Origin of the sequence: Wolbachia endosymbiont of Rhagoletis cingulata (assembly GCF_048537655.1) — a bacterium.
Classification (GTDB): domain Bacteria; phylum Pseudomonadota; class Alphaproteobacteria; order Rickettsiales; family Anaplasmataceae; genus Wolbachia; species Wolbachia pipientis.
In genome coordinates, this window is record NZ_CP175927.1 from 245,806 (window position 1) to 261,866 (window position 16,061).

Here is a 16,061-nt window from a genome sequence, read left to right on the forward strand (position 1 = left end):
GAGTTAGCTAGTCTTTTACTATCTCTGTCGAGTATTGGCATTTTTTGATGTCTTGTAACGCTTTATAAGCGCGTTCAGCTTATTTAGATAAAAACCTAGATGTAGATGAAGTTTTGTAAAGACATACAGTATCTATATACTGCAAAAAATTGAACATAAGACGCCGATACATTAAGTAATCCTTACCTTTTAATCTGCAGATTGGCGAAAGCAAATACAATAGCTTCAGTTTCATGATAAGGGGGTTGGCGAAGGGTGTCAAGTAACTTTTGCATTTAATCCATTTCTATGGCTTATATAATAATCGTTATTGTAGTATAATTTAGAATAATGCAATAGATACCTAAATGTTTTAGCTATTAATTATATGTTGCACAAAAGCATATATTGCCCTACCATCCAAGTAGGTTAGAAATAAAGAGGTTTTTATGAGTTTTACTTTACCTGAATTACCATACGATAAAACAGCTTTGGAGCCTTATATATCTGCAAAAACCTTAGATTTTCATTATGATAAGCACCATAAAGGATATTTAAATAAACTCAATGAGCTAGTTGAAAATACGGATTATCAACATGTAAAAATTGAGGAATTAATAACAAAAGTGCATGGTAATAGCGGCAACTTGCCTATATTTAATAATGCAGCACAAGTTTGGAACCATACTTTTTATTGGAATTCAATGAAAAAAAATGGTGGTGGTAAGCCTAAAGATGGTAGTCTTCTAGCAAAAAAAATTCAAGACGATATCGGTGGCTTTGATAAATTTTATGAAGAATTTTCGAGTCATGGAGTAAGCCAGTTTGGCAGTGGATGGGTATGGTTAGTGCTCGAAAAAGGTAGGTTAGGAAAGCTCAAAATCACCAAGACTCCAAATGCAGATTTGCCAATAATTTATGGCCAAGTGCCACTACTCACTATGGATGTGTGGGAGCACGCCTATTATTTAGATTGTCAAAACCGTAGAATTGACTACATAAAAGTTTTCCTTGATCATTTGATTAATTGGGATTTTGCAGAAGAGAACTTAGAAGAATATATGAGATGAATATACCCCGGGTAACAAAATTAGATAATGGTCTGCGCATAATAACTGAGCAGGTGCGTGATATTGATTCCGTAGCTTTAAGCATACGAGTTGGTGTTGGCAGTAGAGCAGAAAGTGCAAAGCAAAATGGAATATCCCATTTTTTAGAACACATGGCTTTCAAAGGGACGAAGACAAGAACTGCCTTTGAAATTGCAAAAGCTTTTGATGACATAGGTGGAGTTTTCAACGCTAGCACCGGTAGGGAAAGCACCACCTATTATGCAAAAGTCCTCAAGAAAGACATAAAAACTGGTATTGATATATTAATAGATATATTGATGAATTCCACGTTTCCAGAAGATGAATTGGAACGTGAGAAGGGTGTTGTAATACAAGAGATTTTTCAAACTAATGATTCACCAAGTGACATTATTTTCGACAAATATTTTGAGGCAGCTTATAAAGACCAACCATTTGGTAGGTCAATCTTAGGCACGCAAAATACTGTAAAATCTTTTACTCGAGGAGATCTAGATAATTACATAAATGAGCATTACTTTGGTGAGAATATGCTATTTGCCGTTGCAGGAAATGTTGAACATGAAGAAGTTGTTGCATTAACCAAAGATTTTCTCTCAAAGATTCATTCTAAAAAGCTGAAAAAAAGCCAAAATGCGAGCTGTACTGGTGGTGAGTATTTAGAACATCGTAAATTAGATCAGGTACACTTGCTAATTGGTCTACCTAGTGTTTCTCGCCATGACGATAAATATCACACGTTTCAAGTGCTTGATTCTATATTAGGGAGCGGAATGTCATCACGTTTATTTCAGGAAGTAAGGGAAAAGCAGGGATTAGCTTACTCTGTTTATTCATTTAATTCCAGCTATACTAATACAGGAATGTTTTCCATTTTTGCTGGTACAGACAGTAGTAACTTAGATAAGCTTTTAAAATCTATAACGACAGAGTTGAAGAAGTTGTCTACAGATGATCTGAAGGAAGAAGAAGTAAATAGAGTGAAAGAGCGAGTAAAATCCCAAATTTTAATGTCACGCGAAAGTGTTAGCTCACGTGCTGAAACATTGGGACACTACTACGGTAACTATAATAGGTACATCAGTAAAAATGAATTAATAGAAAAAATTAGTGCAGTTACCACTGCTAACGTAAAAAAAGCAGCAGAAGAATTGTTATCTCAGCATGAAAAAACCACTCTAGCTGCAATTGGAGAAATTGAATCATTGCCAAGTTACGATAAAGTGGTTTCTATGCTTAAAGCTTAGTGTACTTTAATTATGTTGCTTAAGCTCACTAAAAAGTTCAATGAACGGTTGCAAAATCCTTTCTATAAAAAGTTTGCTTTCTGGTTCATCGCGTATATTACTTATCAGTTTATTCAAAGTTTTCTCGCTGTTTCGTAAAAATAAATAGCTTTCTACTGCTTGCACACCAGACAAGACAGTCAAAATTCCTCCTATCACTAGACAAGCAGCTATAGCAGGTACGGTACCCACTGCAATTGCAGTTGCGATTAATGATAACCCAGCTAAGAATGTAACGGCTGAAACGCAAAACGCTATTTGATGTTTTTCTTTATTGTTAACCATAAATACCTCACAAAAACTATATTTTTAACATACCAGTGTTGTCATGTATTGTCAAGTTTTTAAAGAAGATTAAAAAATGCAACGCACATGTGCAAAAAACGCTAACTATGGATTAGCCAAGGAAGAAAGAGTAGGAAGAGGAAGGCTTTTTCTGTTTTAGGGAATATAAAATAAGCGTAGAAAAATATGAACTAGGTGTATAATTCACAGTGTAGTGGTGTCTCACTAATCCAATTATTTTTCTCCCGATCTAGCCTATCATCTAATATAGCCTGCCTTATTGATGCCATTAACTTATTCATAAAGAAAATATTATGAATGGTAACGAGCGTGTAAGCCAGGAGCTCTTTAGCTTTCAGTAAATGGTGTATATAAGCTCTTGAATGTTTTCTGCAGGTAAAACATAAACAGTCACTTTCAATTGGGTTGTTGTCCAGCTCAAATCGTTGATTCCGCAAATTAATATGCTCTTTGCACTTTGAAGAAATAGAATTTCTGTTTTTTACTTTAACAAGTGCGCCACCATGCCTTGCTAAGCGGGTTGGATGCACGCAATCAAACGTGTCAATTCCAAGCTCTACTCCGCGAAAGATGTCCACAATTCCACCAATACCAAGCAAATGAGTAGGCCTGTCTTTTTTCAGGTGGTCCATAGTGAAAGAAACTACATCATGCATCTGCTCTTTACTTTGACCAAGTGATCCACCTATTGCTTGACCAAAAAATGGCAAATCGTTGATAAAATCACAACTTTCTCTACGTAAATCTTGATACACTCCGCCTTGACTAATTCCATACAGTGCCTGCTTGCCATTATTGTTTTTTTCAAATTCATTTAAAGAACGTTCAGCCCATCTGTGGCTCATGAGCATTGATTTTGCTGTGTATTCTTTGCTTACGTGAAATGGAGTGCATTCATCTAAAACTAGGATTAAATCTGCACCTAATTTCTGTTGAATTTGTACAGATTTTTCAGGAGTTAAGCAATAAATTTTACCATTAATGTAAGAACGGAAAATTGCCCCATCCTCATTAATTTTGATCAAAGTTTTTTGTTTTTTTCTTATTCCTTTTATCTCTTCCGAAACTGATCCGTGGCCTAAGCTAAATATCTGATATCCACCTGAGTCAGTTAGCATTGGCCCATTCCATCCTATCATCTTGCGCAAACCACCAAGTTTTGCAACAGTATTCTCTCCTGGTTGAAGCATTAGGTGATAGGTGTTGGAAAGTATGATTTGGGTACCAGCTTCACTTATTCTTTCAATATCTGCAGCTTTAATTGCAGCTTTTGTTGCGCAGAATATAAAAGCGGGGGTTTCTACGCTTCCATTTGGAGTTTTAATTGTTCCAACTCTTGCAGAACCTGATTGCTTGATTCTCTTGAATGAAAATTCTTCTTTCATCTATTTGCCTGAAAGTTCTGTTATGATGTTTTCTACTTTCTCAGGAGTAAGATTTTCATAGAAGTCATTATTGATCTGCACAACGGGAGCATTAACGCATGCACCTAGGCATTCAACTTCTTTTAAAGTGAACAAATTATCTTTAGTAGTCTCACCGATATTGATTCCAAGTTTTTTTTTAAAGGTATTTAAAACTTCTTCACTATTGCACAACCAGCAAGGAGTTGTTCTACAAATTTGTATTAGATATTTGCCTACTGGTTTTAAATTATACATGGTGTAAAAATTTGCCACTTCATATACACGAATATGTGGAATATGCAGCATATCAGCAACATAACGCATAGCAGATTCAGAAACCCATCCGCATTGCTCTTGAACCAGATATAGTAAAGGCATAACAGCACTACCTTCTCTACCTTTGGGATACATCTCTATAAACTTTCCCGCTTTCTTGAGGTTTTCTGATGTAAAACTAAACTGCTCTTCTTTTTCTATCATTCATGAGACTCGTGTAAACTTTAACAGATTATACCTGTAGAACCAATGATTGCAATTGTTGGTTTTTTGAGAAATAGCATAAAGCTTCTTAGCCCTCTTCAAGCTTATATTTACCTTTTAGTATAAAATATTATATTAATTTTTTAATTTTAGTTAAAATTTTCATTGACATTAACACACAGGAGTAATCATAATAGCATTTTATTAATATTTTAAATAAAATTATGTCTATATTAAGAAGATTGCTCGGGATCAACTCAAATACACCGGAAATTAAAGAAGCGATAGGTTTTAATCCAACAAACGTAGAATTAATTGAGGGGAATGGAGTTGCTTACGGACTCAGCTATCAAGATAATGGTAATGGGAGCAGTAAAGTAAAATTACTTATTAGTCCATTATATCAATCAAAAACATACGAATGTGGTACAAATATCAGCGTAGCAAATGAATTCAAAGATCAATTATCTCTCACATTAATAGAAGATTCAGCTGAAATAGATAAAGTTGGAGTTATCTTTCCTGAAGAAGGAATTAGCGAAGAAGGAGAAAAATGCGTTAAAGGCTTATCTTTTAACACTTACGGAATTAAACAATCAGTTAATACTCCTTCAGTTGAACATTTAGATAAAAGAAAATTACAAAAGAATATTGATAATAATAGTCTTGCAAATGTGGGCAATAGTTACTTTCAACCAAGAGCAGTGAAAGTTGGTAATGGTGACGTAATTGTAATCGCCCATAACTTAAAGGATCAAACTTTAGTTTCTTGGTACTTAAAGTCAAGCGAGAGCGGAAAATTTAAGGTATTGACTGGAGAAAAAGGTGTTACAGAAAGAAAATTGTTCAATTTTGATAATCAGGGGCAATTGGCATTAAATGGAAACACGATGCTTTATTCGCAAGTGAGCAAAAGGATTACTAAGGAAAATCAAGAGGTGAGAAAAACACGTATTTTTAAATTTGATATGGCTAAAGTGATTCAGGGTCTGAAGGATAGAGTTAATGGCTTTTTACTTGGTAATCGAAAAGGTCAAATAGATAATAAAGCACTATCTCTTTCTAGAGAACATGAAATAAGCTTTTTGCAGTATGTTGAACAAACGGAAGGAAATGATCTAGTTGCTTTTCTTGAAAATGACCAATCAGCTAATGAGCAGAGGTTACATATAGCAACTCTACTTAAAAATGGATCAGTGTCAGATTTTCCTATCTATCAATTTACAGATCCTATAGAGCAATTATATATTAAAGGCAACGGTCAGGGTGGTTTTATCGTAACTGCGGTAAGTGGAGAAAATATTGTAACTTTTAATCAAAACGGCTCTGGAAAATCTTCTGAAGCAACAATAATACCGGCAAATAGCATCAAAACTCTCAGTGATTTTGTTAATATCATTAACGGTCGATTAACGCCAGATATTATTTCTAGTAGTACCGTGGCTCCTATAACTGTTGCAGAAACGGTTGTGACTTCTAAGAAGACGCCGACTGCTGCAATTACTAGCACAGCAGAAACCGACGCTGTGAAGACTACTAAATTGACAACGGAAGCCGTTGCACCTACTTCTACAATGAATAAACCTTCAACAGAGTCAACGACTCAAACAAGTACAGTAACAGTGGAGCCAACAACAGCAACAAAAACAACTGCTACTTCACAAGCAACCACGATTACTGCAACGTCAACTAATGTGCCTTCGGAAACTGAAATAAGTACTGTAAAACCTACAGCAGCGACTGGTGCGTCGACTTCTACGATGAGTAAACCTTCAACAGAGTCAACGACTCAAACAAGTACAGTAACAGTGAAGCCAACAACAGAAGCCGTTGCACCTACTTCTACAACGAATAAACCTTCAACAGAGTCAACGACTCAAACAAGCACAGTAACAGTGGAACCAACTGCGCCAACAACAAGCTCAGAGAAAACTACACAAACAGTATTTAGTGTACCAAGTACTAGAACAAAAGAGTCAACAACTCCTATATTCACCACGACTTTACTTCCTCAGTCTACTTCTTCACCACAACCTACTCAACTTGCTATAGGGTCTAATAAGGCAGGAATGATAGGGGGATCTTTGGTTGGAGCAATAGGTATTGTTGGAATTATAGGATTCATAGCATATAGATATGTTAAGGGTCGTAATGCTGCTCCTGTATTAGAACTAACTGATTTGGGTTATAGAAGGCGATCATCTTCAAGTAGCGATGAAGAAATTTTTACCACTGGTAACAGAATGCGAACTATATATCAATCTGAAACAGTGCTAAATAGTATATCAGTAGAAAGTAGTAGTCGATCAAGAAGTAGCTCATCGTCTTCAAGCGGTGGACCAGGCTCTTGACTAACTGAAGCGGAGTCTAAAAGTGAAAAAAGCTTATCTTGGGATAGTGATGATGTGCCGGAATATCACCTTTAGCTATTTGTCTAAATGTTTTTAATATGTAGACTGTTAGGAAATTGTCTTTTGCTTTTGTGATTTTCATGTTAAAGTATAATTCCTAGGTGAAATAAGTAGCTGCTGTTGTGTGATAAACATAGCAGAGGAAAGTCCGGGCTCCAAGGAAAAATAGTGACGGGTAATGCCCGCCGGAGGTAACTCCAGTTATAGGGCTACAGAAAATTACCGCCTAAAATATTTTTAGGTAAGGGTGAAAAGGTGTGGTAAGAGCACACCATGGCAATGGCAACATTGGTAGTCGAGTAACCAACACTAGGAGCAAGATTAAATAGAGGTAGATTTTATGTTTTCCTCATATCTACTCGGGTAAATCGCATGCGGTAAATGGTAACATTTACTCCAGATAAATAGCTACATAAACAGAACTCGGCTTATATTTCACCTAGGCGTTCACATGATACGTGCGATATAAGCCATGCTATATTTAAATGTTTAGGCATTTCATGCGTTGTCCTTCACTTGTTCTGCTTGATAGCCATCACTACTTTCGCCTACATTAACATTAGAATATTCATCATCATCAATATACTCTTTCAGAACATACCCTCTGCCCCAAACGGTTTCTATGTGGCTTTTTCCATCATTTGCACTTTCAAGTTTCTTACGTAATTTGCACATAAAAACATCAACTATCTTGTTATCTGAAGGTTCATCCAAGCCATTGTAAAGATGATTTAAGAACATTTCTTTTGTTAGTACTGTTCCTCTACGCAGTGCTAGCAATTCTATCATAGAATACTCTTTATTAGTAAGGTGAACCGTTTTACCTTTCACCTCAACAACCCTGTGATCAAAATTGATATTTATATTACCAATCTTTATCACCGATTCAGGATGGCCTTTAGTACGACGCACTATGGCCTTAATTCGAGCTAATAACTCGCTTTTATGAAATGGCTTGGTTAAGTAATCATCGGCACCATACCCGAGTCCTTTAGCTTTGTGATTGACAGCGGATATGCATGAAAGTATTAAGACAGGAACTTTGATTTTTGCACTTCTTAGTCTTAACAATATATCATATCCGTCAATATCACCAGGTAAGTGTATATCTAAAATAACTAGGTCATAGTAATCTCCGTTTGAGGAAACCATATTATTGTTATAATCTTGTGCAGAAGTAACAACGTCACAGAAGTGTCCATCAGAAGTTAAGGCGTTAACTACAGTCTTTGCACTTACTTGATCATCTTCAATTAATAATATACGCATATTTTACACCCCATAAATAATTTATAATTTTAGTAATATATATAACTAAGGAAAGTAATAAATCAAATTTTTATTAACAAATGATCAAAATTACACTTATTAATTAATAGTAAATATATTGTTCCAAAGTTATATAAATAGATCTAAAATATAATAGACATACCATGATAGTAATAATATTTTTAGTAAATATTGAATTAAAGTTACTATTATTAAAAGAATACTTCGGTTAATAAATATTTAACTATTCTATATGTCTGTGTTATATTTTTAATTTACTTATCCTACTATTTTAAAGTATAAGTAATATTTTCAGGAATATTGTGTGGCAATATCAATTTTAGGTGCTGGTGCATGGGGTACAGCAATCGCAATTTCATTAGGTAGTAAGAAAGATGTGATTTTGTGGACTCACAATGAAACTACATTTGAATCAATCAACGGGAAAAGAGAAAGTGACAAGCTACCCGGTTGTCGAATTTCTGATAATGTGTCAGTAAAATTGGCTATTGAAGACATAATTAATGCTTCAGTAACAATCCTCGCTGTTCCCACTCAGTCTCTGAGGAAGGTATGTCAGCAATTGCATAATTGTAATCTGAAAAAAGATGTAGCAATAATTTTAGCTTGTAAGGGAATAGAAAAGTCTACATTAAAATTACCTAGTGAAATAGTAAATGAAATTTTACCTAACAATCCTATTGCTATTTTTTCAGGTCCTAGCTTTGCTGTAGAAGTTGCAAGAAAATTACCCTATTCAATGGTTCTTGCATGCCAAAATAACACATTAGGTTCAAAGCTAGTATCAGAGCTGCAACAAGAAAATGTTAAATTGGAGTTTAGTAACGACATTATAGGAGTACAGATTTGTGCAGCGTTAAAGAACGTTTTTGCTATAGCGTGTGGGATTGTTCTAGGTAGTAAACTTGGGTTTAATGCTCATGCAGCATTGATTACGAAAAGTATGAGCGAAATTAAGGCTTTATACTCAGCAAAAATTGGTGACGGTAGTGTGGATATAAATACACTACTTGGGCCAGCATGTCTGGGTGACCTAATTATGACATGCACATCCTTGAATTCAAGAAACTTATCTTTTGGGTTTAAAATAGGTAATAGTGACAATGGCTTTAATGTTCAGCAGATTTTGTCAGAAGGCAAGTCAGTGATTGAAGGTTTTAGCACTGCTGAGTCCATATTTAATTTAGCAGGAAAGCTAAAGATAAAAATGCCTATATGTGAAGCGGTCTATAGATTATTGTATGAAAGCGCCTCTATAGAGGATACTCTTTCTGTTCTTATAAGTTAATTTTGTATTTGGATATATTGTGAAATTTTTATATAAATTAATATCAACGTGGTGGCTGTCTGGAACAGTAAAAAAAATGCCAGGTACTGTGGGTAGTTTGGCTTCTTTTCCGCTTGTTCCTGTAATCCTGAGCAACAAAATTTTAGGTGCAGCAATTATTTCTTTTTTATTCTTAATTGGATTATGGTCTACAGGTAATTATATAAAACATTACAAGACTTCATGTGATCCAAAAGAGGTAGTAATTGACGAAGTGGTTGGTCAATTGCTGACGATACTTTTAGTTTCGATATTGTTAAGCCAAGAGATGAATTGTTCTTCATTGTTGTTGTGCTTTTTTTCTTTTAGGTTTTTTGATATAATAAAAACGTGGCCTATAAATTTAATCGATAAAAATACCAAAGGTCCTTTAGGTATTATGCTAGATGACGTTATAGCTGCAATTTTAGCCTGTGTTCTTATAGGAGCCTTTTATTGTTTATTGTTGGTGTATGCAGGATAAAAAAATTTATTATTCAAGCTTAATTGTTCAAAATCTAAAGGATTATATACTGTACACAGCGAATTTATCTGAGTGGGAAGTACACGATGAATTTGATAACATCATATTTACAATAAATGGTACCAGGGAGTCATTATTTAATTTTGTGTTCTGTGGAGATCAATGTACCGAGCTTTCTATACAAAAAACTCTAGATTATCTCAGAACAAGAGATATAGAAGCAACATGGGTAATAAATTCACATATGAAAATAAGAGATATTTTAGAAAAGTGTGAAATAAAACACGTTAGCACACCAAAAAAAGCTTTACTTAATATGAAAAATTACTTTTTACCTGCTGATGTTATTCCAAACTTGAGGTTAAATGCTGTGAATGGTAGCAACCTCTTAGAACAGTTAGATCTACACACTTCTAAAATTTTTTATCATGGCGTTGGAATTGTCAGCACATTTTTTCGCGGATTATCAAATTATGATGATAAGAACTCAAGATTAAGATTTTTTCTTGTAACACTAAATAATGAAATTATTGGGACATGCGGTCTTTATGTTCAAGATAGCGTAGCTGGTTTTTATAGTGATGGAGTTTTACCAATTTACAGGAATCGTGGAATAGGTACCCAAATGGTTTTAGAAAGAATAAAGATAGCTAAACAGCTTGAATGCAAATATATAGTAGCACATTGTATGAAATCTTCTGTGAACCTTTATAAGAGATTGGGCTTTCAAATGTTAGGCAATCTTTACTTATATACCTCTTCAGCATAATTCTGAGCGGTTACAAATTTTTACATTTGTTTTAAAAGTGCTATGTTTTTTTTGTATGAAGTGGTTTTAATATTGATTCTAATATTATTCTTTCTCTCTTATTCTAAATTAAAAATTAGTAATAAGATTAAGAACTTACAGCATCAAAATGTTATCATAAATAATTTAATTGATACTGTGAATGATGGGTTTTATATTTGGGATGCAAAAAAACGTATAGAAAAGTTCTCTCCCAATTTACTAATTTTGCTTAATACTGTTTTTTACTCATTTAATGAGTTTGTGAATTTTTTTGAGCAATCAGAAAGCTTAATCAAAAATTTTGTTGAGGCAAAGGAAATAAATAAATCTTTTACTCTAGATTTAAAGTCAAAAGACAGTGAGGTTTATTGCATATGTTACGGTAGAAGCATAATAGATGATTCTAACAATGTGATAGGTGTGCTGTTATGGATAAGGAATGTCTCAGACTGTAAGATAAAGGCTAACGGACTTGAGTTAGAAAATAGTAAGCTTACACAGGAAGTGGAGAGCTATAAAAACGTTTTCAACTCTTTACCATTTCCAATACTAAGATATAACAAGAGTAGAAAGGTGGAATTTTATAACTTGTTTTATGATAAATATGTAGATGGTTCTAAGGAATTTGCTATTACCGGTAGCGCTCATAGCACAAAACCAGGAAGACATGTCATAACTTATAAGAACGAACCTAAGGTTTTCGATTTTGTTAAAATTCCAATACAAGGTTCTGGTAGCATAGTAATGTATGGGAAAGATGTTAGTGATGCAGAGAAATTATATACTGAATTAAACAGTTATTTAGCTACACAGAAAAATTTGCTTGAGAGGTTACCGGTTGCTATAGTAATATATAGTAAGAATCAAAAGCTAAAATTTTATAATAATGCTTTTATAAAAACCTTTCAATTTGACCCAAAATTTTTGGCATCTTACCCAACTTATCACGAAGTTATGCTTTACCTCTTCGAATCTAAAAAGCTTTTAGAAAAAGAGGATTTTCAAACTATTAGTAACCAAAGACATGAGTTGTTCAAAAAATTATTTGAATCGTACGATGATACGATGCACTTCACAAACGGAAAAGCGTTCAGGGTATTAACAATACCCTACGCTTCGGAAGGTTTGCTGTTCTCTTACGAAGAATGCAAAAGATAATACTTAAACTCCTTCTCTCTCTACCATGAGCTGTTTTACTTTCGCTATTGCTCTTGCTGGATTAAGTCCTTTAGGACAAGTTTTTGTGCAATTCATTATTGTATGACAACGATACAACTTGAATGGGTCGTTTAAAACATCAAGTCTTTCACCTGTCTTATTATCACGGCTGTCAGCAATCCATCTGTAAGCTTGTAATAGTATTGCTGGTCCTAAAAATTTATCACTATTCCACCAGTAGCTTGGGCAACCAGTCGAACAGCAAGCACATAATATACAGTCGGACAAGCCATCTAATTTTTTTCTATCTTCAGAAGATTGAGAGTATTCTTTATTTGGTAGGGCAGGCTTATCTGCTTGTAACCAAGGTTTAATTGATTTGTATTGCTCATAAAATTGGCTCAAATCCGAGACTAGGTCCTTTATTACATACATGTGAGGTAATGGATATATTTTTACGTCACCTTTTATATCATGTATAGATCTAGTACATGCAAGAGTATTGGTTCCGTCAATATTCATGGCACAAGATCCACATATGCCTTCTCTACAAGAACGTCTGAAAGTTAAAGTCGAATCTATTTCATCCTTTATTTTTATTAATGCATCAAGTACCATAGGGCCACAACTATCCATATCAATAAAAAATGTGTCTATTCTAGGGTTTTTCTCGTCATCAGCAGACCAACGGTAAATTTGAAATCTTCTGATGTTTTTTGCTCTAGCAGGAATAGGATAAATTTTGCCCTTTTGATTAATTTTAGAATTCTTTGGCAAAGAAAACTGAACCATATCACTTACCTTTTATTGTTTATAGCTAAAACCCTTTGTAGATAACATATTTTATTATCATCTACTATATTTTTATTAAATTCCTTTTAAATCGCACACATATTGTAGCCAAGCGAAGCTAAAATCTCTCTTTCTAGATTTTTCATTATAATTTCTTCATCTTTTTTTTGGTGATCATAACCAAGTAAATGCAGTAATCCATGCACTAACATGTGTGCAATGTGAGCAAGAATGGGTATATAATACTCATGCGATTCTCTTTTTATTGTGTCTATTGAAATTGCTATGTCTCCTAAATCGCACTCATTAGACAATTGTTCATACGGAAATGATAGTACGTTAGTTGGCTTATCCATTTCTCTAAATTTTAAATTAAGTTGATGTAGCAAGTCATCATCAGCCAGAGCTATTGATATATTTGGTTTATAGTGGTCTATTTTTAATTCTTTTAGAGAAGCATTGATGACGCCTAATACAAAATTTTTAGGATTTTCTATAATGCTGCACCATTTCTTGTCAAGAATATTTACTTCTAACATGAGTGACACATCAGTAAGGGTGTCATGCAAATAGCTGACACTGGAATCCAAAAAAGAAGAGTTATAGACCCTTGTGTCATGTACACAACTGTACGAATATTGTACACTAGAAGGATGTCATCCCAGTGTCTAGGCACTGGGATCCAGGAATTTTGATTAGACATCAAGTTAGTGAATATAAAAGTAGCTAATCTTATATTAAAACACAACGGCTTTAATGTGGTTGCATTAAGGCTGGATTCCAGTGTCAAGCACTGGAATGACACCTTTGTGTTTGATGCAAAATCGGCTATAACGTTTAATGCACTGCCTTCGAGACAAATATTCATACAGCTGTGCGTTGTGTGCTGAGATGACATCATTTAGGAACTGAAATGACAGGTATTACACATCACTCATCCTTATTATTTCATTCCATTCAATTTCCGAAACTGGGGCAATTGATAAACGTGGTTGTTTTAATATAGTCATATTTTTCAAAAGTGGGTTTTGTTTTATATTATTTAACGTTACTTGGTTATTTAAAGGTTTCAAAAACTTTACATTCACTAATCCGAACTTGGGATCATTAACATGATAATACTCTTTAAATACTTCAACGATTCCAAGTATTGCTTTCTCTTTACCTGTATGATAAAAAAACGCAAGATCGCTTGCTTTCATAATTTTCATGTAATTTTGAGCTTGATAATTGCGCACACCATCCCACTCAACTACCTGCTCCTTTTCCATTTTTTGCCATGAGTATTCACTTGGCTCTGACTTAAGTAGCCAAAATTGCATTATTTTTTTCTTCTTAAGTAAGCTGGTATATCATAGATATTGCTGCCCCACTTAGCTCCTTCGCTTACCTGTTCAGCTGGTTTTGTTTCCAGTGTTTTGTCTTGTGTACTTTCACTTTGACTATATGGCCACTTAAATTTCTCTTTCTCTGAGTCTTCGCTCTGACTTATAGGTGAAGTTTCTGATTTATTATTGCGACCATCAATGCCAGTTGCAAGAACAGAAACTCTAACTCTTCCCTCCATCGCTTGATCAAAAGTAGCACCAAATATTATATTTGCATTTTCATCTACTTCTTCACGCACTCTATTGGCTGCAGCATCAACTTCAAACAGAGTCATATCTCCGCCACCAGTAATGTTAATTAATATTCCTTGCGCACCTTTCATTGATACATTATCAAGCAATGGATTAGATATTGCAGCCTCTGCAGCACTAATTGCTCTATCTTCTCCTTCTGCCTCTCCGGTGCCGATCATCGCTTTGCCCATCTCGCTCATTACTGTTTCTATATCAGCGAAGTCAAGATTGATAAGCCCTGGCATGACCATCAAGTCAGTTACTCCTCTGATGCCAATGTGCAGAACATTATCAGCAAGTTTAAATGCATCAGAAAATGTAGTTTTTTCATTTGCAATTCTAAATAAATTCTGATTTGGAATGACAATAAGTGTATCCACGTATTTTTGCAGTTCTTCAAGTCCAAGCTCTGCAATGCGCATACGGCGCACACCTTCAAAACCGAACGGTTTAGTTACAACTCCAACAGTCAATATCTTTTTTTCTTTTGGCGCTCTATCCTTAACTGCGGCTCTTGCTTCTCTGGCTGCTTTTGCAATTACCGGTGCTGCACCGGTTCCAGTACCACCGCCCATTCCTGCTGTGATGAAAAGCATATGACTATCTTTTATATGCTCCATAATCTCATCAATTGACTCTTCTGCTGCACCTTTGCCAACATCAGGCAAAGCACCAGCACCAAGCCCCTTAGTTAAATTAATGCCAAGCTGAATTTTTTTATCACATAACGACTTTTCTAGTGCTTGAGCATCGGTATTTGCGACAACAAAATTCACTCCTTGCAAATTAGATTGGATCATGTTATTCACAGCATTTCCACCAGCACCACCCACTCCCACAACGGTAATCCTTGGGTGTAATATAGGCAACTCCGGCAGACTAAGATCAATAGACATTTAAATTACTCAAATTTAGCGAATTCACTTGATAATAAGTTACCGCTTTTTTAATAATATGCAAATACTTTTCACTTCTATAGGCGTAAATAGTAAACGGGATTTACTTATTCTTAACATTTATACTAATAAGTGCCGTTAATTATAATAACTAGATTCTTAGATGACATCACTTAACCGATGCAAAAAATAGAAAACGTTTATAAAAAGGGACAGAAACCTATCCCTTTTTATTTTGTTGAAGATTATTATACTTTCTGATCTTTCCCTTTCAATGCTTCAACTGCAACATCTTTTAATTTTGAGGCAACTTGATATGTTCCATAAACAGCAGCAACTGCAGCAATTGCCATTATGGCACCCGCAACTATCTGACCAGCAACACCTGTTCCGATAAATCCAGGTAATGAAGCAGCTATTGCTTGATTTGTTCCAACAAAGTAACTGGCAGTCTTAGCAAGAAACCCAGAAGCTTCTGCTGCACTAACAAAGCCTGCTTTCATATGCATTGCTGTAAAGACAACACTTGCAACTGCAAGCGGAAATAATGCTGTTCTCCCTTTATTATGCATAGCGTACTGACCAGCTCCACCAGCAGCACCAGGAATTCCCCAGTATTTTTCAGCTTGTATATATCCTTCTGAAATAGCATGAAAAATGCCATCCTCTTTTCTATACTCATAATTTGTTAATGCCATAACTCTACTCCTTAAATAGAATGTTAAAATTTCATTAAGGAAGCATATAGTAAAAAAAATTGCCTG

18 protein-coding genes and 1 other RNA gene are annotated in these 16,061 nt (G+C 34.7%); 10 read left to right on the forward strand and 9 right to left on the reverse strand.

Annotated elements, in window-relative coordinates; translation table 11 throughout:
* Positions 1-428 precede the first annotated feature (428 nt).
* Positions 429-1,049, forward strand: coding sequence for a superoxide dismutase (locus ACJZL3_RS01130; protein WP_010082437.1), 621 nt, complete (start codon positions 429-431; stop codon positions 1,047-1,049).
* The gene (locus ACJZL3_RS01135) at positions 1,046-2,317 is read left to right on the forward strand and encodes a M16 family metallopeptidase (protein WP_010962800.1); all 1,272 of its coding nucleotides are present in this window, start codon (positions 1,046-1,048) and stop codon (positions 2,315-2,317) included. Before ACJZL3_RS01130 ends, ACJZL3_RS01135 begins: the two co-directional genes overlap by 4 nt.
* A gap of 6 nt (positions 2,318-2,323) precedes the next feature.
* Here ACJZL3_RS01135 and ACJZL3_RS01140 read toward each other — a convergent pair whose 3' ends face one another.
* The 3 genes from ACJZL3_RS01140 to nuoE form a co-directional block, all read right to left on the reverse strand.
* A complete protein-coding gene (locus ACJZL3_RS01140; protein ID WP_010082444.1) occupies positions 2,324-2,641 on the reverse strand; it encodes a WD_0736 family protein in 318 nt (105 codons plus the stop codon).
* A gap of 191 nt (positions 2,642-2,832) precedes the next feature.
* Complete coding sequence (gene tgt, locus ACJZL3_RS01145) at positions 2,833-4,047, reverse strand: tRNA guanosine(34) transglycosylase Tgt (protein ID WP_010082445.1); 1,215 nt, start codon at positions 4,045-4,047, stop codon at positions 2,833-2,835.
* Complete coding sequence (gene nuoE, locus ACJZL3_RS01150; protein ID WP_010962799.1) at positions 4,048-4,548, reverse strand: NADH-quinone oxidoreductase subunit NuoE; 501 nt, start codon at positions 4,546-4,548, stop codon at positions 4,048-4,050.
* A gap of 224 nt (positions 4,549-4,772) precedes the next feature.
* On the opposite strand from nuoE, the gene ACJZL3_RS01155 reads away from it, so the two are divergent.
* Complete coding sequence (locus ACJZL3_RS01155) at positions 4,773-6,899, forward strand: hypothetical protein (RefSeq protein ID WP_419198822.1); 2,127 nt, start codon at positions 4,773-4,775, stop codon at positions 6,897-6,899.
* Between the two features lie 157 nt (positions 6,900-7,056).
* Positions 7,057-7,406: RNase P RNA component class A (gene rnpB, locus ACJZL3_RS01160), an RNA gene on the forward strand.
* Between the two features lie 51 nt (positions 7,407-7,457).
* On the opposite strand, the gene ACJZL3_RS01165 is transcribed toward rnpB, so the two are convergent.
* Positions 7,458-8,228: a response regulator transcription factor gene (locus tag ACJZL3_RS01165; RefSeq protein WP_419198823.1), complete on the reverse strand. Its 771-nt coding sequence runs from the start codon at positions 8,226-8,228 to the stop codon at positions 7,458-7,460.
* 325 nt (positions 8,229-8,553) lie between these two features.
* Here ACJZL3_RS01165 and ACJZL3_RS01170 point away from each other — a divergent pair, with 325 nt between their 5' ends.
* Genes ACJZL3_RS01170 through ACJZL3_RS01185 form a run of 4 tightly spaced genes read left to right on the forward strand, consistent with a single transcriptional unit; the run spans position 8,554 to position 11,987 of the window.
* The gene (locus tag ACJZL3_RS01170) at positions 8,554-9,537 is read left to right on the forward strand and encodes an NAD(P)H-dependent glycerol-3-phosphate dehydrogenase (RefSeq protein ID WP_010962796.1); all 984 of its coding nucleotides are present in this window, start codon (positions 8,554-8,556) and stop codon (positions 9,535-9,537) included.
* A gap of 19 nt (positions 9,538-9,556) precedes the next feature.
* Positions 9,557-10,039 (forward strand): phosphatidylglycerophosphatase A, encoded by a 483-nt coding sequence (locus ACJZL3_RS01175; RefSeq protein WP_006279290.1) that lies wholly within the window; start codon positions 9,557-9,559, stop codon positions 10,037-10,039.
* Entirely contained in the window at positions 10,029-10,808 is a 780-nt protein-coding gene (locus ACJZL3_RS01180; RefSeq protein WP_006280097.1) for a GNAT family N-acetyltransferase, read from the forward strand. The genes ACJZL3_RS01175 and ACJZL3_RS01180 overlap by 11 nt, the downstream gene beginning before the upstream one ends.
* A 42-nt stretch (positions 10,809-10,850) precedes the next feature.
* Positions 10,851-11,987 (forward strand): hypothetical protein, encoded by a 1,137-nt coding sequence (locus ACJZL3_RS01185; protein WP_419198824.1) that lies wholly within the window; start codon positions 10,851-10,853, stop codon positions 11,985-11,987.
* Positions 11,988-11,990: 3 nt separating this feature from the next.
* Here ACJZL3_RS01185 and ACJZL3_RS01190 read toward each other — a convergent pair whose 3' ends face one another.
* Together ACJZL3_RS01190 and ybeY are read right to left on the reverse strand one after the other, a co-directional pair.
* A complete protein-coding gene (locus tag ACJZL3_RS01190; RefSeq protein ID WP_010082472.1) occupies positions 11,991-12,779 on the reverse strand; it encodes a succinate dehydrogenase iron-sulfur subunit in 789 nt (262 codons plus the stop codon).
* Between the two features lie 86 nt (positions 12,780-12,865).
* Positions 12,866-13,318, reverse strand: coding sequence for an rRNA maturation RNase YbeY (ybeY, locus tag ACJZL3_RS01195; RefSeq protein ID WP_010082473.1), 453 nt, complete (start codon positions 13,316-13,318; stop codon positions 12,866-12,868).
* 24 nt (positions 13,319-13,342) lie between these two features.
* On the opposite strand from ybeY, the gene ACJZL3_RS01200 reads away from it, so the two are divergent.
* Entirely contained in the window at positions 13,343-13,474 is a 132-nt protein-coding gene (locus ACJZL3_RS01200) for a hypothetical protein (RefSeq protein WP_255322244.1), read from the forward strand.
* Positions 13,475-13,489: 15 nt separating this feature from the next.
* Entirely contained in the window at positions 13,490-13,669 is a 180-nt protein-coding gene (locus tag ACJZL3_RS01205) for a hypothetical protein (RefSeq protein WP_022626337.1), read from the forward strand.
* Between the two features lie 33 nt (positions 13,670-13,702).
* Here ACJZL3_RS01205 and ACJZL3_RS01210 read toward each other — a convergent pair whose 3' ends face one another.
* The 3 genes from ACJZL3_RS01210 to ACJZL3_RS01220 form a co-directional block, all read right to left on the reverse strand.
* Positions 13,703-14,101 carry an EVE domain-containing protein gene (locus ACJZL3_RS01210; protein WP_007549395.1) on the reverse strand — a complete coding sequence of 133 codons (399 nt, stop codon included), beginning with the start codon at positions 14,099-14,101 and terminating at the stop codon, positions 13,703-13,705.
* Positions 14,101-15,297 carry a cell division protein FtsZ gene (ftsZ, locus tag ACJZL3_RS01215; protein ID WP_010962790.1) on the reverse strand — a complete coding sequence of 399 codons (1,197 nt, stop codon included), beginning with the start codon at positions 15,295-15,297 and terminating at the stop codon, positions 14,101-14,103. Before ftsZ ends, ACJZL3_RS01210 begins: the two co-directional genes overlap by 1 nt.
* Positions 15,298-15,545: 248 nt before the next feature.
* Positions 15,546-15,995, reverse strand: coding sequence for a hypothetical protein (locus ACJZL3_RS01220; RefSeq protein WP_419198825.1), 450 nt, complete (start codon positions 15,993-15,995; stop codon positions 15,546-15,548).
* Between the last annotated feature and the right edge of the window lie 66 nt (positions 15,996-16,061).